The following is a 21640-nucleotide window of genomic DNA, read 5'->3' as shown; positions in this document are numbered from 1 at the left end:
TCCCGCCTTCTGTAATTCCCTTGCGTTTTATTTTAAATTCTCCTCAAGCATGTCAAAGATATCTCCCATCTCGTCCATTTCAAGGTCTTCGGCGCTGAAGTCGCTTGGTGTGAATTCCTTGTCTTCTTTTTCCGTGCAATGGCGGATTAGCATCAGGAGGTTTTCTTTAAACCGTTCCATTTGCTCCTCGACTGTAGCTCTTTCAAACTCCTTCTCATTGTAGGAGCAGGAAAGCACAAACCGGCCGTTTCTGATCATGCCGCTGAAGCTTAATGCGTACAGCGCCTCTGATTCTCCGCTTACTTGGCGCCCCATATCGAAAGCGGACGGTTCAAAGAAATCGGTTTTGACTTCACTGTCGAATTGGCCCAAATAGTTGAAGCTGATCTCCGGTGTGAAGCCCTTTGTTTCCGCTGTTTCTGTGAAATAACGAAGAATGCCGTAGCCAACACCTTTGTCGGGAATGCGGCGCAGGTTTTCTTTGACTGTTTTGATCACAGCCGAGGTATCTGCGTCAGATATGTCGAGCACAACAGGGTATTGTGCCGTAAACCAGCCGACCGTTCTGGAGATATTCACATTCGGGATGATGTCCTCCCGGCCGTGTCCCTCAAGGTTAATGCCGATTTTGGCACCCTCTGTCCATTCTTTCATTGTCAAACCGAGCGCGCTGAGAAGAATATCGTTGATTTCAGTTCCATATGGCTGATGAACATCTGTTAAAAGATGCTTAGTGTCTTCTTCCGTTAATTCACATAGGACGGATGATGTATCCTTGACGATCCGCTGCTCTGTTTCACAATCCTTCGGTAAAGGAGAAACCTGTTCAGCGGCAATTTGCGACCAGTATTCAGCCTGCTGTAAAAGATGCGCTGATTGGCTGAATGCCGCCAGTTCTTCCGCCCAATCCTTGAAGGAGTTTGTTTTTTGCGGGAAGACAAGGCTCTCTTCTTTCTCAGCCTGCATGTAGCCTGAAGCAAAGTCTTCAAGCAAAATCCGCCATGACACACCGTCGACCACCAGATGGTGTACAGCAATGAGCAGGTGATCCCCAGCTTCTGTGCGATATTGCTCCGCCTTTAGAAGCGGCCCGTTTTGCAGATCGAGACTGCTCTGCAGCTTGTTCGCGAGAATTTTAATCTGGCTTCTCAGCATCTCTTCATCGGAGCCGTACAGATCCACGATTTCGAAGCTGACCTTGCTCTCACTGATCGGTTGATACGCCTGAACGATGTCCCCGTTTTCCTCACGATAGACCATGCGGAGCGCGTCATGATGCTCGATCAGCGCCTGCAATGTTTTCTCCACCCGTTCAGGATCAAAGCCCTTCGCGGCGTGAAGCATCACCGATTGGTTCCAGTGGTGCTTGTTCGTGAAGTTCTTTTCAAAGAACCAGCGCTGGATCGGCGTCAGGATGACTTCGCCCTCCACCGGGCCTTGATCTGCCTGTTTGCCTTCGGCACGCTCTACATATTGGGTAAGCTCCTCGATCGTCGGGTGCTGGAAGAGATCTTTCATTTCCAGCTTCCAGCCGTGCTGATTCAAGCGGCTCGCCATTTGAATTCCTTTAATGGAATCTCCGCCAAGCGAGAAGAAATTGTCGGTGACACCGACTTCAGACATTCCAAGCACGTCCTGCCAGATGCCGGCAAGCAGCTCTTCCATGTCGGTCGTTGGCGCTTTGTATTCTCCGCTTCCCGCTTCGATGTCCGGCTCAGGCAATGCTTTGCGGTCCACTTTGCCGTTTGCCGTAACCGGAAGCTCGTTCAGCGTCACCCAGAACGCCGGGATCATGTAATCCGGCAGGGTTTCCTTTAGTGCTGATTTCAGTGCTTCTATGTCAGCTGTTTCCGGTGTGACATACGCCGCGATTGCTGTATTGCCACCTTTATCCTTGACAGCTGTCACTGCCGCATCCTGTACCTCAGAAAGCTGGGCGAGTTGGACTTCAATTTCTGAGAGTTCGATCCGGTAGCCGCGGACCTTGACCTGCTGATCGATCCGGCCGATGTATTCGATGCCGCCGCCCGTCCATTTCACCAAATCGCCGGTGCGGTACATGCGCTCACCAGGCACAAACGGATCAGCGACAAACCGCTTCGCGGTTTCGTCTTCTCGATTCAGATAGCCGCGTGCCAGTCCGCGCCCCGCCACGCAAAGCTCTCCGGCTACGCCTTCCGGCTGCACCTGATTGCCCTCGCCGAGAATGTATACTCTCGTATTGGCAATGGCCCTTCCGATGGAAAGCGAGCCTTCCTCCGGATGGATTTCTGCGCTTGTGGCAACGACCGTATTCTCTGTCGGCCCGTAGTTATTGACGAGTGTGTACGGCTTTTTCACTGCGCGCTTCAGCTTGTCTCCTCCAGTAAGCAATACGCGAAGTGATGTGTTCTCAAGCTCCATGAACTGTTCCGCAAGCTGTGTCGGCAGGAACGTGATCGTTACGCCGTTCGTTTCGAAGTAATCGTTCAGGCGGACGATATCGAGTCGGATCGCTTCATCAATGACGTGAAGCTCGGCACCGATCGTCCAGGTCGGGAACATCTCCCAAATGGAAGCGTCGAACCCAAAGCCCGCGTACTTCGCACTGCGGTCCTCCGCTGTCATGCTGAACGCGTCGTGGTGCCAGAAGCACAGGTTCACAAGCGCATGGTGCTCAACCATGACACCCTTCGGCTGTCCGGTCGTTCCAGACGTGTAAATCATGTACGCCAAGTTCTCCGCGGTTACAGCGGTTTCTGGATTTCCCTCGTCGTTTTCATCAAGCGGCAGGCTTAGAATCGTGCGGCTTCCGTCGAGAAGAATGACATCTCCCGTAAAGCTGTCCGGCACTGAAATCCCTTCCTGTTTCAAGAGAAGCTTCGCGCCGCTGTCCTGTAAAATATACTCAATCCGCTGATCCGGGTAGTCAGGATCAATCGGCACAAACGCCGCTCCGGCTTTCAAGACGCCGAGCACCGCGGCGGACATTTCAAGCGACGGCTTCGTGAGAATGCCGACGCGGTCATCCGGGCTGATGCCGCAGTCCATCAGAATCCGCGCGAGACGATTCGCCTTCGCATTCAGCTCGCCGTACGTCCAAGACTGGCCGTTGTATGTGACAGCCGGGCGGTCTTTGTGGCGCTGGACAGTCTCTTCGAATAGCTGATGAACCGTTTTGTCTGTCGGCACAGGCAGCGCTTTGCCCTTCCATGCCTCAAGAAGTGCTTGTTTTTCTGTCTCGGTGACCAGTGACAGGCTGGAAAGCGGCTGGTTCGGGTTATCCGCAACAGCCTTTAGTAGCCGCAGAACGTATTCGCTCCATTTTTCAGCTGTTTCTTTTGCGAACAGATCTGTCGCATATTCGAGCTGCAAGCCAATGCCATTTTCATCAGTAAATCCGCCCAGTGTCAGATCAAACTTAGAAGTTCCCTGATGAGCCTCATAAGGTGAAATGCTCAGATTTTGCAATGTAAGCTGTTCTTTATCAGGGTTTTCTGTCGTCACCATCACATTAAACAATGGGTTTCGGCTCATATCCCGAGGGAGATCAAGCTGATTAACCAGATCTTCAAACGGATACTCCTGATGCTCAAGCGCTGACAGGTTCGTCTGCTTTGCTTGCTCCAAAAGCTCCGCAAATGTTTGCTGTTCTTTCGCTTCCATTCTCAGGGCAAGTGTATTGACGAACATTCCCGGCATGTCCTGAACATCAGCATTCGTCCGGCCGGCAGTAACGGAGCCGATGACGATATCCCGCTGTCCGGAAATTTTGCTTAAAAAGACGTGGAAAACAGCATGGAGCACCATGTGCAAGGTCGTTCCGGTTTCCGCAAGCAGTTTTTCTACCGCCTTTGCCGTCTCACTTCCCGTACGGAAACGGATCGTATCTCCATTAAAGCTTTGCACAGGCGGACGGGCATAATCAAGCGGGAGATCAAGCTCAGGCAGCTCGCCTGAAAGAACTGACATCCAGTACGCCTCATGCTCCTTCATCCGTTCTTTTTGCTCAGCTTCATTTTGCCAAACGGCGAAATCTTTATAATGAAGCGCCGGCTCCGGAAGCTGCTCTCCTTTGTAAAGCAGCGCCAATTCTTTTACAAAGATGCCTCTTGAGACGCCGTCTGCGATGATATGATGCATATCTAAAAGCAACAAATGTTTTTTCGCTTCTATTCGAAGCAAAGCTGCGCGAATGAGCGGTGCGTCGTTTAAGTCGAATGGCCGGATAAATTCCTTAATCTTTTGGTCCGCTTCGTCTTCTTTGGCTTCAAACACATGAAGATCAACCTCCGCCTTCTCAATGATGCGCTGAACAGGCTCACCATTAGCTTCCATAAATGACGTCCGCAATGATTCGTGACGGTTCACGAGCTGATTGAGTGAGTCGCGCAGGCGCGAAATATCAAGCTCTCCTTCCATTAGAAGAACAGATGGCATGTTGTAGCTTATCGTCTGGCGGTCAAGCTGATTGAGCACGTACATCCGTTTCTGTGCGGATGACAATGGATACATATCCTGCTTGTCAGCCGGCTTGAGTACTTGATGACCGCCTGAAACGGCAGACGCCTCCATATAAGCCGCCAGCTGTCGAACAGTCGGCTGCTCGAACAGTGCTTTAAGCGGTACGCTTTTCTCCAATTCCGCCTGAATGTTGGCAATCAGCATCATCCCTTTTAATGAATGGCCGCCTAAATCGAAAAAATTGTCGTCAATGCCGATGGCTTCTATGCCAAGCGTTTTCTGCCAAATGCGGCATAAGCTTTCTTCAAGCGCTGTCTCCGGTACGGCCAAGGCCTTGCCTCCGGATTGTGCCGCGTTCGGCTTCGGCAAAGCGTTTCTGTCGGTTTTTCCGTTTGCCGTCAGCGGAATCGCGTCAACCTGCACAAAGAAAGCAGGAATCATATGAGACGGCAGTGTTAGGGAAAGCTGGTATCGGAGCTCTGCTTTTTCAATAGCTTGATCCGACGTATAATACGCGCAAAGCTCTTGAAGACCGCCCTCGGAAACCGCTAGTACAACCGCTTCTTGAATTCCACTGAGGCTGAGCATGACCGTTTCAATTTCTTTCGGCTCAATGCGGTAGCCGCGGATTTTCACCTGATCATCAGCCCGGCCGATAAATGCAAGCGTACCGTCAGAAAGTCTTCGTACGACATCTCCGGTTTTGTACATGAGGCTTCCCGGCGAATATGGATTTTCTACAAATCTCTCGGCTGTCAGCTGAGGCCTGTTGAGATACCCTCTCGCAAGCCCCTGTCCCGTGATATAGAGCTGTCCGCTCGCTCCCGGCGGCACAAGCTTCAATGCTTCATTTAAGACAAGCGCGCCGGCATTCGCAATCGGCCGTCCGATTGTCGGGCGTTTCGCAAATGCATCCGGCTCAGACAGATCAACCCGCCCGGCGATGGCGCCGATCGTTGCTTCTGTCGGGCCGTAGTGATTGATAAATTCGGTATGTCCATACATCTTACGGAAGGCGAGAACATCAGTCGGGATGATTTTTTCTCCTCCCAAGACGATCAAGCGCAAGGATTCAAAGTTCGCATCTTTTGCAAAACTGGCGGTGTTCACTATTGTATGGAACAGAGACGGTGTCAGTTTGATATAAGTGATCCCATGCTCCTTGATATAGTGCGCTATTTCATCCGGCGCCGTATAGGTTTCCTTCTGGACGATATGGAGCTCGCCCCCGCCCAGAAGTACGGGGAACATGCTCGTATAGCCAAGGTCAAATGCGTAAGATGAAAGCAATACAGTCTTATCATTTTCCGTCAGGCTCGCCTCTTCACTAAACCAAGAGACATAGTTTGTCAGATTGCGATGCTCAATCTGCACGCCCTTCGGCTTTCCGGTCGTACCGGACGTATAAATGACGTATGCAAGATTGCGAGACCCTGAAATGGATGATGGGCGCTCCTTGCTTTCATTTCTCCATTTACCGTCATCAAGGCTGACGATTGTCCCTTCATATTGCCCAATAGCCGTCATGTTTCTTTCATTCACGACCGCAAATTTTGCTCCGCTGTCCTCTAATGAATAACGGATTCGTTCTTCAGGTGTATCAGGATCAATCGGAAGGAAAGCTGCCCCCGCCTTCATGACACCGAGAATCGATACCATGACTTCAGCTGACCGGTCCATAACAATCGCGACGATGTCTTCATTTCCGGCCCCTTGGGCACGAAGATGATGCGCCAGCTGGTTCGCCTGTTCATCAAGCTCGCGATAGGTCAGCAGATTTCCGCCAGCCTTCACCGCAGGATGGTCAGGTGTTTGCTGGGCCTGTTTTTCAAAAAGAGCGGCAAAGGTTGCTTCGGTAATTTGAGTCATATGTCTTTCTTCTAGCAAAGCAGCTGTTTCTGCAGATGAAAGCAGATCTACATCAGACAGCCGAACGTTTGGATTAGCCGCGGCCGCTTTGATGATATTGACAAAGTGGCGGCTCCAGCGGCGGATCGTCTCGTCCTTAAACAAGGCAGTCGCATAGTCAAAGCTTAGGCCGATATCCTCTTCACGCTCGACCGCTTCCAAGGAAAGATCAAATTTCGCAACATGATGAAGCATGGAATACGAGGAAATCTTCAAATCTCCTAATCTTAATGAAGGAATCTCCATATTTTGCATGTTGAACATCACGCTGAACAGCGGACTTCTGCTTGTATCCCTTGTAAGCGGAAGCTTTTCAATCAGCTCCTCAAGCGGATAGCTCTGGTGCTCGAATGCTTGAAGGCTGGCTGTTTTGACCTCTTCAAGAAATTGCGCGAAGGTTTTATCTCCCGCTGGTGCCGTTCTGAGTGCGACCGTGTTGACAAACATACCCGGCACACCTTGCAGATCAGGATGTGTTCTGCCAGCTGTCGGCGAGCCGACAATGATATCATCCTGTGACGCGTACTTGGAAAGGAGTACATTGAACGCCGCCAGCAAAAACATGTACATTGTCGTATCTGTTTCTGCCATGAGCGATTTGATTTGAGCCGTGATTTGCTTATCAAGCCCAAACATCACGCGCTCTCCCGCAAAGCTCCGTTCAGCAGGCCGCTCGAAATCCGCGGGAAGATCCAGTATTGGCAGTTCGCCTTTAAAGACATCGAGCCAATATTCCTCATCTTTTTGATAATTAGTTTGTTCTTTGTGCCAAACTGCGTAATCTTTATAGTGAATTTGTGGCAGTTCCATATCTGCGCCTTGATATATTTTGGCAAGATCACCGATTAGAATGCCTGTTGAACTGCCGTCAGTAATAATATGATGCATATCAATGAGCAGCAGGTGGCGTTTTTCTTCCAGCTGGACAAGCTTCGAACGGACGAGCGGCGCGCGGTTTAATTCAAACGGCCGAACAAATGCTTTGATTATCTCTTCCGCGTCTTCTTCCCGTCCCTTGGCAGCCTCCAGCTGGAACGATATGTTTTTATGAACGGTTTGCACAACCTCTCCGTCGATCATGTCAAACGATGTACGGAGGATTTCGTGCCGGTTGATTAATTGCTGAATCGCGTTTTCAAGCCGGTCTTTATCTACTTCTCCCTCCAGCAGAAGTACAGCGGGGACGTTGTAGCTTGTGTTTGCTTGTCCAAGCTGATTGAGGATATACATTCTCCGCTGGGCCGGGGATACAGGATAATGCTGCTGATAAGATGCTTGCCTGATCGGTTCAAACGTCTGCTCCTCCTTGCTTTCGTTCTCTTCCAAATACAGTGCCAGTTCTTGAATAGTCGGCTTTTCAAAAAGCACTTTTATCGGAACTTCCTTATGAAAATGCTCTTGAATTTTCGCCGTCATCATCATCGCTTTCAAAGAATGGCCGCCGATCATAAAGAAGTTATCGGTAACGCCTGCTTTGACGCCGAGTATTCCTTCCCAGATCTCCGCTAATTTCTTTTCACTCTCTGTTTTTGGTGCTGCGTATTCCGGCTGCACGGCTTCTGATTGCGGTGCAGGCAGTTCTTTTTTGTTGATTTTCCCGTTTGGCGTGAGCGGCAGACTGTCCATTTGAATCAGGTGGGCAGGGACCATATAGTCAGGCAAAGACTGAGACAGTGTTTTTCTCAGCTCACTCACAGCCACTTCACGATCCGCCGTGAAGTACGCGCAAATTTCATTTTCATCTGCTTTGTTCTTGCGGATGATCACCGCAGCCTCTGTCACATGCTCAGCCATGTTCAGTTTTGTTTCAATTTCGCCAAGCTCAATTCGGAAGCCGCGCACCTTCACTTGGTTGTCGATTCTGCCTAAAAATTCGATATTGCCGTCCGGCAGCCATCTTGCCAAGTCACCAGTGCGATAAATTCTCTCACCCGGTCTGAACGGGTCTTCGAGAAATTGCTTCTCCGTCAGCTCAGGGAGATTGACATATCCACGCGCTACACCGATTCCGCCTACGCAAAGCTCACCAGGCGCGCCGATTGGCTGCAGGCATTGCTGCTCATCCATAATATAGGCAGTGGAATTTCCGATCGGCTTCCCGATTGGGATAGAGCCGCCATACTCGCGGTCGATCAGAAAACTGGTTGAAAACGTCGTGTTTTCTGTCGGGCCGTACCCGTTCCACAATGAAAGCGACGGCGATGCCTGTTTTACTTTGCTGACAATATGCGGGACAAGGGCATCTCCGCCGATGATTAAATGGCGCAGTGTGCCGAACATACCCGCATCCTTTGCAGCAAGCTGGTTGAATAAAGGTGATGTCAGCCACATGGTTGTGATGCTTTGCTCACGCAGGAATGCAGCAAATTGTTTCGCATCAAGCAGTGTCTCTTTTTTGACCGGATAAAGCGCTGCGCCATTCAGCAGTGCGCCGAATACCTCAAACGTTCCGGCATCAAAGCTGACTGCCCCCGTTTGCGCCATGCGGTCCTCTTCAGTAACAGGAACGTACCCGGCATTTTTGACGAGGCGCAGAATGCTTTTATGTTCGATCATGACGCCTTTCGGTTTGCCCGTTGAACCGGATGTGTACATGATGTACGCCAAATCAGACGGGGCGGATGGCAGGTTGAGATTGTCAGCCGCTTCACTTTCTTCAAAGCCTATGGCCAGTGTAAGAACCGGCACCTGCAGCTGATGTGCCTGCCCTGTATAAGAATTTCCGGTCAAAACCATTCGAACGGAGCTGTCCTCTGCCATGAAACGAAGACGATCCCCAGGAAGCGCTGGATCAAGCGGCACATATGCGGCGCCTGCTTTTAACACAGCCAGCATGCCGACAACGGTTTCTACTGAGCGGTCGTTCATAATCGCTGCTGTTTCCCCTTTTTGAAGCCCTTGTTCGACAAGCTTTCTCGCCAGACGGTTAGCCGCTGCATTCAGCTCGCGGTACGTCAGCTCGGTTCCTTCATATACGACGGCAGTGCTCGCCGGCGTCCGTTTCGCTTGCTCTTCAAACACTTGGTGAACAGCCATTCCTTCAGGGAGTTCGGCTTTCGTGCTGTTAAACACCTCGACAATTTGCCGGTGCTCTTCGTCTCCAACAAGCCCGTACTCACGCACAAAAGCGGCCGGCTGATCGACAGCTGCTTCCATCATGCGGGTAATGTGCTCCGCTGTCCGTTCGATAAAAGCGGAATCAAAGGCGGCTCCGTTATATTTAATTTTGACGGTCCATGTTTTGCCTGGATACACAATCAGGTTGAAATCGAAGCTCGTTTGTTCAAATGCGCTTTCTACCTTAATCGAAAACCCGAGGCGGTCTTCCATGCTGCCGTTTTCAAGCTCTTGATCAAGCGGATAATTTTCAAACGCGACCAGATGGTTTAAGAGATTGCCATCAAGGGCTGAGCGTTTTTGAATCTCATAGAGCGGCACGTAATCGTAACGCTCTGCCTCTACTGCATGCTGCTGAACAGCTGTGAAAATATCAGCGAATGCAGCATCTCGTTCAACTTTCACCCGCACCGGAATGGTGTTGATAAACAGCCCCGCCATCGTTTCAATTCCGTTGATTTCAGACGGCCTTCCTGAGACGACCGTTCCGAAGACAACATCATCCGTAAAGTTGTATTTGCTGAGAACAATGCCCCAAACGGCCTGAAATAGGTTAGGCCCTGTCACTTGATGGAGATTTGCGGTTTGCTGAATACGGGCAACCAATGTTTCGTCCCATGTAAAGGAATATTCTTTATTGACGTATTCGTCTTTTTTCACAGGCAGGCGGCCCGGGAGCACGCTTGGCTGTTCAAAACCCGCCAAGCGCTCGCTCCAGTAGCTCTCCGCTTCTTCATTGTCCTGTTTTCCAAGCCATTTGATGTAGTCGGAGTAAGGCTTGCCTTGACCGTTTGCAGGTGTCCTTCCTGCTCTGAGCGCTTCATAGTTTTGGAACAGGCTTTTCATGAGGACGCCCATGCTCCAGCCGTCCATCATAATATGATGATTGCTCCAGACAAGATACAGCTGATCTGCAGCAAGGCGGAAAACCGCTACCTTGAACAAAATGTCTTTTGCCAGGTTAAAGCCTTGGCGCTGAACGTCTTGTTTGTAACGCTCAATGTGCTCTTTCTGGCGGTTCTCGTCTGCATGACTGATATCCTCATAATGCACCTTTGTTTTGCGTTCCGCTAACACGACCTGACGCGGTTTTTGCAGCTGCTGATGCACAAATACCGTACGGAGAATATCGTATGACCGAATCAGTTCATTGACGCTTTTCTCAAAGATTTCAAGATCAAAAGCGCCGTGAATCCCAAGCTCTAATTGTGTGAAGTACGAGGAAGAATGCGGATCAAGCATCGCATGATACAGCATTCCTTCCTGCATTGGTGTCAGTGCGTACACCTTTTGAATCGATTTTTTGCTCATATGCCACCTCTATTAGAAAATTTCCATTAATTTATCCAGCTCATCCAGCGTCAAATCGTCGTCACCAAGATCACTCGGGGTCAGTTCCGTACCGTCTTGAGATAGGCAATGTTCAATGATTCTGAGAAGATGCGCTTTAAAGCTGTCACTGAATGTTTGTACTGTTTTTTCATGAAATTCAAGAGAATGATAGGCCAGTGACATCGTCAGTTTTCCGTTTTCGATATATCCGACAACATCCAGCGCATTCGGTTTTTCTGTTTCAGGGCTTAATGACTGTCCTGATGGCAGCTCTGATCTCGTAAACAAACCTGCATCCGACATTTCGTCAAACTGACCTAAATAGTTGAAGCTGACATCCGGCTGAATCGAGAACGCCACATCTTCTTTATGTTCCGGTGCCGTCAGATAGCGCAGAATGCCGTATCCGACTCCCTTATTCGGCACATGTCTGATATCTTCTTTCATTTGCTTCAGCTGGTAGCCCAGATCATCCGCATGCTTCATATCGAGCACCATTGGGTACATACTTGTAAACCAGCCGACTGTGCGAGAAATGGTCAGGTCTTCTATGATTTCTTCACGTCCATGCCCCTCTAAATGAACACTTACTCGATCTTGACCCGTCCACTCCTTCATTGCCAATCCGAATGCCGTCAGCAAAATATCATTCATTTCTGTGTGATATGCCTCATGCACCTTTGTGGTGAGCTGTTCTGTCTCTTCAGCAGTCAGCGAGAATTCAATTGTCTTTGTATGTTTCATTCGCTGATCACCAGATTCGCGGTCTTTCGGAAGCTTTGCCGCAACAGCTTGTTCTTCAAGCTGTCTCCAATACTCTTTTTCTTTCAAAAAGGCTTTGGAGTTCGCGAAGTCTTGCAATCTCTCTGCATACTCTGCAAATGAATGTGTTTTCTGCGGGAGAACCGGTTCATTGCCTTGCTCAAGCTGTGTGTATACCGCGGCGAAATCCTCCAGTAAAATCCGCCACGACACGCCGTCAACCACTAAGTGGTGAATGGCAAGAAGCAAGTGGTCTCCGTCTTCCGCTTGGAACAATCCTGCTTTTAACAAGCCGCCTTCCTGCAAGTCGATGCTGCTTTGCAAACGCTCCGCTTCTCTCTCTATACGGTCTTCGTAATCTGCAGCTTGGCCCTCAATCTGGATGACCTCCAATTGAGCTGAAGCAGCTTCAAGACCTCTGTTGTATTGAATGACGTCTTCCAGTCCCTCACGGTAGACCATACGGAGCGCGTCATGATGCTCGATCAGCGCCTGCAATGTTTTCTCCACCCGTTCAGGGTCAAAGCCCTTCGCGGCGTGAAGCATCACCGACTGGTTCCAGTGGTGCTTGTTCGTGAAGTTCTTTTCAAAGAACCAGCGCTGGATCGGCGTCAGGATGACTTCGCCCTCTACCGGGCCTTGGTCTGCCTGTTTGCCTTCGGCACGCTCTACGTACTGGGTAAGCTCCTCGATCGTCGGATGCTGGAAGAGATCTTTCATTTCCAGCTTCCAGCCGTGCTGATTCAAGCGGCTCGCCATTTGAATTCCTTTGATGGAATCTCCGCCAAGCGAGAAGAAATTGTCGGTGACACCGACTTCAGGTATTCCAAGCACGTCCTGCCAGATGCCGGCAAGCAGCTCTTCCATGTCAGTCGTCGGCGCTTTGTATTCTCCGCTTCCCGCTTCGATGTCCGGCTCAGGCAAGGCTTTGCGGTCCACCTTGCCGTTTGCCGTAACCGGAAGCTCGTCCAGCGTCACCCAGAACGCCGGGATCATGTAATCCGGCAGGGTTTCCTTCAGTGCTGATTTCAGTGCTTCTATGTCAGCTGATTCCGGTGTGACATACGCCGCGATCGCTGTGTTGCCGCCTTTATCTTTGACAGCTGTCACCGCCGCATCCTGCACCTCAGAAAGCTGGGCGAGCTGGACTTCAATTTCTGAGAGCTCGATCCGGTAGCCGCGGACCTTGACCTGCTGGTCGATCCGGCCGATGTATTCGATGCCGCCGCCCGTCCATTTCACCAAATCGCCGGTGCGGTACATGCGCTCACCCGGCACAAACGGATCAGCGACAAACCGCTTCGCGGTTTCGTCTTCTCGATTCAGATAGCCGCGTGCCAGTCCGCGCCCCGCCACGCAAAGCTCTCCGGCTACGCCTTCCGGCTGCACCTGATTGCCCTCGCCGAGAATGTATACTCTCGTATTGGCAATGGCCCTTCCGATGGAAAGCGAGCCTTCCTCCGGATGGATTTCTGCGCTTGTGGCAACGACCGTATTCTCTGTCGGCCCGTAGTTATTGACGAGTGTGTACGGCTTTTTCACTGCGCGCTTCAGCTTGTCTCCTCCAGTAAGCAATACGCGAAGTGATGTGTTCTCAAGCTCCATGAACTGTTCCGCAAGCTGTGTCGGCAGGAACGTGATCGTTACGCCGTTCGTTTCGAAGTAATCGTTCAGGCGGACGATATCGAGTCGGATCGCTTCATCAATGACGTGAAGCTCGGCACCGATCGTCCAGGTCGGGAACATCTCCCAAATGGAAGCGTCGAACCCAAAGCCCGCGTACTTCGCACTGCGGTCCTCCGCTGTCATGCTGAACGCGTCGTGGTGCCAGAAGCACAGGTTCACAAGCGCATGGTGCTCAACCATGACACCCTTCGGCTGTCCGGTCGTTCCAGACGTGTAAATCATGTACGCCAAGTTCTCCGCGGTTACAGCGGTTTCTGGATTTCCCTCGTCGTTTTCATCAAGCGGCAGGCTTAGAATCGTGCGGCTTCCGTCGAGAAGAATGACATCTCCCGTAAAGCTGTCCGGCACTGAAATCCCTTCCTGTTTCAAGAGAAGCTTCGCGCCGCTGTCCTGTAAAATATACTCAATCCGCTGATCCGGGTAGTCAGGATCAATCGGCACAAACGCCGCTCCGGCTTTCAAGACGCCGAGCACCGCGGCGGACATTTCAAGCGACGGCTTCGTGAGAATGCCGACGCGGTCATCCGGGCTAATGCCGCAGTCCATCAGAATCCGCGCGAGACGGTTCGCCTTCGCATTCAGCTCGCCGTACGTCCAAGACTGGCCGTTGTATGTGACAGCCGGGCGGTCTTTGTGGCGCTGGACAGTCTCTTCGAATAGCTGATGAACCGTTTTGTCTGTCGGCACAGGCAGCGCTTTGCCCTTCCATGCCTCAAGAAGCGCTTGTTTTTCTGTTTCAGTGACCAGTGACAAGCTGGAAAGCGGCTGGTTCGGGTTCCCAGTAACAGCATCTAAAAGCTCCATCCAATATTGCTTCCATCGTTCAATCGTTTCCTGCTTAAACAGAGCTGTATTGTATTCGAGTACGAATGTAAGCCCTCCGTCGGTTTCGTCAGCCGTCAGCGTGAGGTCAAACTTGGCTGTTTTCCGTTCAAACGGATGCGGCTCAAGCTGAATCCCTTTCATTGTTAAATCCTTTATATTCGCATTTTGCATTGAAAAAACTGCATCGAATAACGGATTTCTGCTTGTGTCACGCTGAACCTGAACATTTCCGATCAAATCCTCAAGCGGGTAATCCTGCGCATCAAAAGCGCTGAGTGCCGTTTCTTTCACTTCGTTAAGATAGTCAGCAAACGTCTTTTCACCCTTCGGATACGTGCGCAGCGCCAATGTATTGACGAACATTCCGATGACGCGGCTGACGTCCGCTTGAGATCGTCCGGCCACAGGTGAACCGACGATGATATCGTCTTGCCCGCTAATTTTTGATAAAAACGCACTGTATGAAGCCAGAAGCACCATGTAAAGCGTGGAATTCGTTTCTTTTGCAAGCCTGCGCAGAGCATCAGCTTTGCCTGCTTCTAATGAAAATGCAATGCGGTCTCCCTCAAATGTTTGAACGGCAGGCCGACTGTAATCAGTCGGAAGCGTCAGCACCGGCAGCTCTCCGTCCAGCTCCTTCAGCCAATGCTCTTCTTGCTTCTTGTAAAGCTCAGACTGAATGAACTGCTTCTGCCACACGGCATAATCCTTATATTGAATACGGAGCGGCTCAAGGGTTTCTCCGTCGTACAGCTTTGAAAGCTCCTCAATCAGCACACCGACAGATGCACCGTCAGAAATAATATGATGCATATCGAACAGCAGCACATGCTCAGTGTCTGAATGCTTGATAAGCCCTATTCTGAACAGTGGAAGTTGGTCGATTTTGAAAGGCTTAATAAACTCAGAAACGATCCGCTCTGTCTCTTCTTCCGGGGCTTCGAAATAGGCTATCTCGCACTCAGCCTCTTCCCAGATCCGCTGCACCGTTTCTCCATCTTTTATTTCAAACGTGGTTCTCAAGGCTTCATGACGCTGCATTAACTGCTGCATGACGCTGTTAAGCCTTTCAACATCAAGCTCACCTGTCAGGCGCAGAACCGCCGGCATGTTATAGCTCGTTTGCGCATCCTCAAGCTGCTGAAGCACGTACATCCGTTTTTGCGGTGAAGAAACAGGATACGTATCTTGTTTCTCTGCCGGGCTGATACTTGCGGCTGTCCCTTTTTCAGCGGAGGCAATCACCTGTGCCAAGCCCTCAACCGTCGGTGACTGGAAGAGATCCTTGAGTGACAGCTCAACGCCCAGTTCCTGATGAACCAAGGCAAGCATCTTCATGCCTGCTAATGAATGTCCGCCAATGTCAAAGAAGTGGTCATAAGCGCCGACTTGTTCTGCCTGAAGTACCTGTGCCCAAATGTCCGCGACTTTTTGTTCCGTTCCATTGCGTGGCGCAACATATGAAACACCTCTTGAAACGTTGGCATCAGGAATCGGCAGCGCTCTCCGGTCAATTTTTCCGTTCCCTGTCAGCGGCAGCTCGTCCATTTGGATAAACACCGCAGGAACCATATATGCCGGCAAGTCCTTCGCAGCATGCTCTCTCATCTCTTGTGATGAGATGTCTCCCTCTCCGACATAGTAAGCACACAACAGTTTATCTCCCGCTCCTTGATCAACGGCAAGCACAACACTTTCCTGAACACGATCATGGGTTTGCAGCTGATGTTCGATTTCTCCAAGCTCGATGCGCTGTCCGCGAATCTTCACCTGATGGTCGATTCGCCCGATAAATTCGATGTCGCCATTCGGCAGCCATCTCGCAAGGTCTCCCGTTTTATACATGCGTTCGCCGGATGTAAACGGATGGGGAACAAATTTCTCCTCAGTCAGTTCTGGACGGTTGTAATAGCCTTTCACGAGACCTTCGCCGCTGACGCAAAGCTCTCCGGCAATCCCGGCAGGCTGCACGTGTCCCGTACGGTCAAGAATGTATACTTCCGTATTGCTAACCGGTTTTCCAATCGGAACAGACAGCGTGTGCTCCTCCAATTCATCAACCGGATGATACGTCGCGAAAACCGTGCTTTCAGACGGTCCATACATGTGAAGGAGCTTGCCCTTTCCAACCGTTTGCAAAGCTTTTCTGACATGCTCAACCGAAGCCCGTTCCCCGCCAAACATAATCTTGCGAAGCGTTGACAAGCATGCCGGATTCAAGTCCACAAGCAAGTGGAACAAAGCGGTTGTAATCATGAGAATGCTGATGTTCTCCCGTTCAATGACGCGGGACAGGCGAGCCATGTCCAAAACGGTTTCCTTCGGTATCAGCACCAGCTTGGCTCCGTTTAACAAAGATCCGAACATATCGAACATAAACGCGTCAAACACGTAATTGGAAAGACCGAGAATCGTATCCTGTTCTGTAATGCTGAGATAATTCGTTTCCTTCACCGTGCGGAGAATATTGGCATGTGTCACGATATTCCCCTTAGGTGTTCCAGTCGTTCCAGAGGTATACGTCAGGTTGGCCATTGCTTCAGAATCAAGAGGCAGTGCGAGATTGCGCGCATCGGCATGATAGCTTTCTTCCTCATCGGCTAGCACGAAAACGCCCTTAAATTCCGCTTCTTCCGCCAAAGCTTTTAATTTCCTCTGAGTGAGAAGCACCTTTGCTCCGCTGTCACGGAAGAAATGCTGCATCCGCTGAATCGGATGTTCCGGATCGATCGGAACATAAGCCGAACCTGATTTTAATACTGCCAAGATCGACACAATCATATCCATTGACCGCTCGCATAAGACAGCCGCTGTTCTGCCTTCGCCAGCTCCAAGAGAAAGAATGCCGCGGGCTAAACGATTGGCCCGTTCATTCAGTTCACGATAAGTGAGTGATTCGCCTTCATATTGAAGCGCAGTGTGGTCTGGCGTATTCGCCGCTTGCTCCTCAAACAGCTGAACAATTGTTTTGTCTTTCGGATAAGGTGTTCTGCCAGGGTTAAACTGCTGAATTTGCGAAGCAGCCTCCTCTTCAGAAAGAAGCTTATACTCGGAAATCGGCTTCTCCGGATCAGCCGCAGCATCTTCAAGCAAACGCGCAAAATGCGTAAGCAGCCTGTCTGCCGTGCTTTGTTTAAACAGCTTTGTGCTGTAATCCACATCAATCTCAATGCCTTCATCGGTTTCTCTCGCCTGCACCGTCAAATCAAATTTGGCAATCTTGAAATTGGTCTCTTGAACAGACAAGGAAAGATCGCCGACAGCCGGAATGCCCTCTGTCGCGTTTTGAAGGCTGAACATCGTGTCAAACAGCGGATGCCTGCTAACATCACGCGGGATGTTCAAATCTTCAACAAGCCACTCAAACGGATAGTCCTGATGAGAAAAGGCATTCAGCACCCGTTTGCGGACACGCGAGATCAATTGGGTAAACGTCTCATCTTGCTTCACCTCACTGCGAATCGCAAGCGTATTGACGAACATCCCGATAATGCCCTCTGTATCGGAGTGATTTCTGCCCGCTGACGGTGTCCCGACAATGATGTCATCCTGCCCCGTATACTTTGACAAAAGCGTATAGTAAGCGGACAGCATCACCATATATAAAGTGGCGCCGTTTTGTTCAGCCAAACGATTGAGGCGATCCTTTACCCCCGCATCCAGCTTGATTGACACCCGATCCCCTTCAAAGCTTTGAACAGGCGGTCTTGGGTAATCGGACAGAAGCTGAAGCACCGGGATCTCGCCTGCAAAGACTTCCTTCCAATAAGCCTGGTCCTTCTTGTACCCTTCAGCAGCCTGTCTGCTTTGCCATACAGCGTAGTCCTTATACTGGAGACGAAGTTCAGGAAGCTGTTCGCCTTTATAAATGCGTGCTAACTCCTCCAGCATAATGCCAATGGATACACCATCAGAAATCAAATGGTGCATGTCAAACAGCAGCATATGACGGTTCTCTTCAAGCCCCAGCAAACCGATTCTGAACAGCGGAGCTTTCGCTAAATCAAATTTCCGAACGAATGAAGCCATAATTGCCTCATCTGAGCGGCCGCCTCTTTCAATCATTTCGATGTTGAAATCAACGCTATCGTGAATGTTCTGTCTCGGCGTGCTGTTTTCAAGAACAAATGATGTTCTCAATGACTCGTGGCGTCGGATTAACCCCTGAAATGCGCGCTCCAGCTTTTGAATATCTAAAGGCCCTTCCAGAATTGCTGCTGCCGGCATGTTGTAGCCGACTCCCGCATCCTCGAACTGGCTGACGATATATGTTCGCTGCTGTGCCAATGAAAGCGGATAATGCTCCTGTTTTTCAGCAGGTTCAATCACCGCAAAAGCTTTGCTTTCTCTGTGATCAGCTTCCTCTGCAAGAGCCGCAATCGTCGGATGCTCAAACAAATATTGAAGCGGAATCTCGACGCCTGCTTCCTTATGAATCTTTGTTAAAAGGGTCATGGCCTTCAATGAATGCCCGCCCGTTTCAAAGAAATTGTCAAAGACCCCCGCCTTCTCCACGTTCAGCACGTCCTGCCAAATGGCTGCGATTGCTTTTTCAGTCTCATTTCGCGGCGCTGTATAGGCAGTGCCGCTGACAGCCTTCACCTCTAGCGCAAACAGCTTGCGGCGGTCGACTTTGCCGCTTGGCGTAAGCGGAATTTCTGTCACTTCTGTAAAGTAAGCCGGCACCATATAGTCAGGAAGCTGTCTGGCCGCATGCTCCCTTAAGCCGGCTGGCGCAAATTCGCTTCCAGGCTTCTGCACAACATATGCGCAAACCTCAAGATTTCCCTGTTCGTCAGGGCGTGCCAAAACAACGGCTTTTGCAACGTCTGGCGCCTGCTGAATCACGGCTTCAATTTCCCCAAGCTCAATCCGGTATCCGCGGACTTTGACCTGGTCATCCTCTCTGCCTAAATATTCGATTGTTCCATCTGGAAGCCAGCGCACCACGTCCCCGGTCCGGTACATGCGATCGCCCGGCACGAATGGATCTTGTAAAAACTTCTCTTCCGTTAATTCAGGCAAATGCAAATAGCCTCGGCCCACACCGTCTCCCGCGATATAAAGCTCACCCGCCACGCCTTCAGGCTGCAGCCGGCCTTTTTGATCCAAAATATATAAGCGGTTATTCCCCAGCGCTTTCCCGATCGGCACATACGCTGATTGAACTGCATTCTCAGGGATAACCGGATGAACAGACGCGTCAACGCACGTTTCAGTCGGCCCGTACACATTAGTCAAACGCGGCGCTGTGCCGGCTTCTTTAAACAGCTTCAGCAGCTTGTCCGCAACAACAGATGACAGGCCTTCTCCTCCGATCAGCATGTGCTTCAGTTTTAGGCCTTCAAAATCGCCCGCTGCTGCCAGCATTTGCAAATGAGCCGGTGTTCCATCCGTCGCCTCAATGCTGTTTCTCCGATAATATGTAGCAAGGGCGGTCCCGTTCGTCACTGTTTTCTTCGGTACGATATAAAGGGTTTGTCCCAAAAGAAGCGACGCGAAGATCTGCTTCACTGACGCATCAAAGTGGAACGGCGCAAGCAATGCCATCCGCAGGGTTTGGCTGCCGCTTTGGTAAATCGTCTGCTGCAGAGATTCAACCAAATGATGAACCTGGCGATGCTCGATCATAACGCCTTTCGGACGTCCGGTTGTTCCCGATGTGTAAATAATGTAGGCAAGATTCCGCGCGTTTACATCAGCCTCCGTCATATCGTCTGCACCTTCCGCAATTGCCTGATCTAAGTCAATCAGCTCAGCATCGGCTTCAGGCGCTGCAACCTTCGATTCAGTCAGGATGAAGTCCGCCCCGCAGTCCTCCAAAATATATTGAATCCGCTCTGCAGGAAAACCCGGATCAATCGGCACATAGGCTCCGCCGGCTTTTAAAATTCCCATGATAGCTGTAATCATCCGTTCAGAACGTTCAATCAAAACCGCGACAGGACTGTCCGGGCCAACCCCTTTCTGTTTCAGCACATTGGCGATGCGTGCAGATTGCTCATGTAACGTTCGATAGGACAATGTACGATCTTCGAATACAACCGCTGGATGATCTGAAAGCTGCTCAGCCTTTTCTTGGAACAGTTCCGGGATCGTCATGTCCTTACGGTAGCTCACAGATTTACCGCCCGCCCTCGCAAGCAGCTTCTCTTTCTCCGCATCAGAAATCATCGTTAATTCATCAATTGTATGTTCTGGATGCGTTAACGCGTTCTCCAGCATTGTAATCATGCGCTCACAAATCATGTTGATTTCTTCACGTGAAAATAAATCAGTGCGGTAATCAAAATCTATGGTGAGTTTCCCAGTATCCCATCGATCCTTCACATGGATCGAGACATCATTTAATCCGCTGCCGCTGAAAATCGGCTCAGTCAAAAAGGCAAGGTCCTCTTCTTTTTGCCACTGCATCACCTGATATTCAAGAGAAACAGTAAACAGCTTGGTCAGAGAGCTCTTTGTTTCACGCAAATCGTTGATCAGGAGATTATACGGGTACTTTTGGTGGCGGAGTGTCTTCATGAGATCCTTCATCCGGTCTTTGACAAATTCTAAAAACGCCTGCCCGCCGTCAATGTTTGTCCGAAGCGGAACCGTAGAAACAAACATGCCAAGCATCTGCTTCTCTTTCGCATTTGTCCGGTTGCCCATAAAGGTTCCCGTCACAACATCATTTTGGCCGCTGACCCTGTACAAATAGGCGGCGAGCAACGATTGAAATACCGAAAGAACACTGACTTTATTCGCCTCACAAAACGACAGAATCTGCTGATGTAGCGCTTCAGGCACATCTTTAGAGAACCTCTCAGCATCTAAACTTCCCCCTGCGGATGCATTCCGTTTCAAGGAAACAAGTTCAGGCACCGATTCAAATTGTTTGTTCCAAAACGCCTTGTCCTTTTCAAACCGCTTCGATTGAGCATAGTCCTGTTCAGATAAAACATGATCGATAAATGAATGCGAGATTCCTTCTTTTGCCTCTGAGCCGCTGGCTAATTCTAAATAAATGTGCATGATCGCATTCCCGAGAATATTCATGGAGATACCATCAGAAATCACGTGATGAACATTTGCGTAAAACCATACTTCATTTTCCTTTATGGTGAACAAGGAAAAACGGAATAAATCACAATCGTACAACGGCAAAGGTTTTTTCGTTTCCTCCCGGCTCCATTGTGAAATAAACTCTATCGCATTCGGATCTTCAGTAGTGTCAGTATGTTTTATATCAACAGGCCGATACTCGCTAATATATTGTACAGGCTCCCCGTTTTCATCTAGCCGCAACCGAAGGCGCATGGCGTCATTTCTGCGAATAAACTCTTGAATCGCCTGCTCAACAAGCACATAATCAATCGCATCAGCTGAAACCAGCTTACCAATCCCCGCAAGATTTGAAATGCTCGTGTGAGGATAAAATTTTTCTGTGTACCAAATTCGTTTTTGTGCATCCGTTAAAGGATAAAAAGTTATTTCCATATTGTCATACCTCCCCTAATCTTTATAAGCAGTGAACATGTGCAACGCATTTTCTCTTTCTTATCCATATCAGCTTTTAATTCTT

Annotated in this window: 2 protein-coding genes and 2 pseudogenes; all 4 read right to left on the bottom strand. The window is 50.1% G+C overall.

Going from position 1 to position 21640, the window contains the following annotated elements; all coding sequences use genetic code 11:
- Nucleotides 1-27: 27 nt before the first annotated feature.
- A pseudogene (gene srfAB / locus NSQ12_RS02110) lies at nt 28-7557 on the bottom strand (surfactin non-ribosomal peptide synthetase SrfAB); the annotation flags it as partial.
- Complete coding sequence (gene comS / locus NSQ12_RS02105; protein ID WP_010886404.1) at nt 7503-7643, bottom strand: competence protein ComS; 141 nt, start codon at nt 7641-7643, stop codon at nt 7503-7505. The pseudogene srfAB (NSQ12_RS02110) and the gene comS, both read right to left, overlap by 55 nt.
- A 43-nt stretch (nt 7644-7686) precedes the next feature.
- Nucleotides 7687-10779: pseudogene (gene srfAB, locus NSQ12_RS02100) on the bottom strand (surfactin non-ribosomal peptide synthetase SrfAB); the annotation flags it as partial.
- 12 nt (nt 10780-10791) lie between these two features.
- On the bottom strand, nt 10792-21555 hold the full coding sequence (srfAA, locus tag NSQ12_RS02095; protein ID WP_339175781.1) for a surfactin non-ribosomal peptide synthetase SrfAA: 10764 nt from the start codon (nt 21553-21555) through the stop codon (nt 10792-10794).
- Nucleotides 21556-21640: the final 85 nt, after the last annotated feature.

Origin of the sequence: Bacillus sp. PS95 (assembly GCF_037963565.1) — a bacterium.
Classification (GTDB): domain Bacteria; phylum Bacillota; class Bacilli; order Bacillales; family Bacillaceae; genus Bacillus; species Bacillus subtilis.
The sequence above is the reverse complement of the archived record's forward strand: the minus strand, read 5'-3'. Positions and strand labels throughout refer to the sequence as shown.

Coding starts and splice junctions, on each gene's coding strand:
- srfAA (WP_339175781.1), bottom strand. CDS start 21,555: ATGGAAATAACTTTTTATCCTTTAACGGATGCACAAAAACGAATTTGG.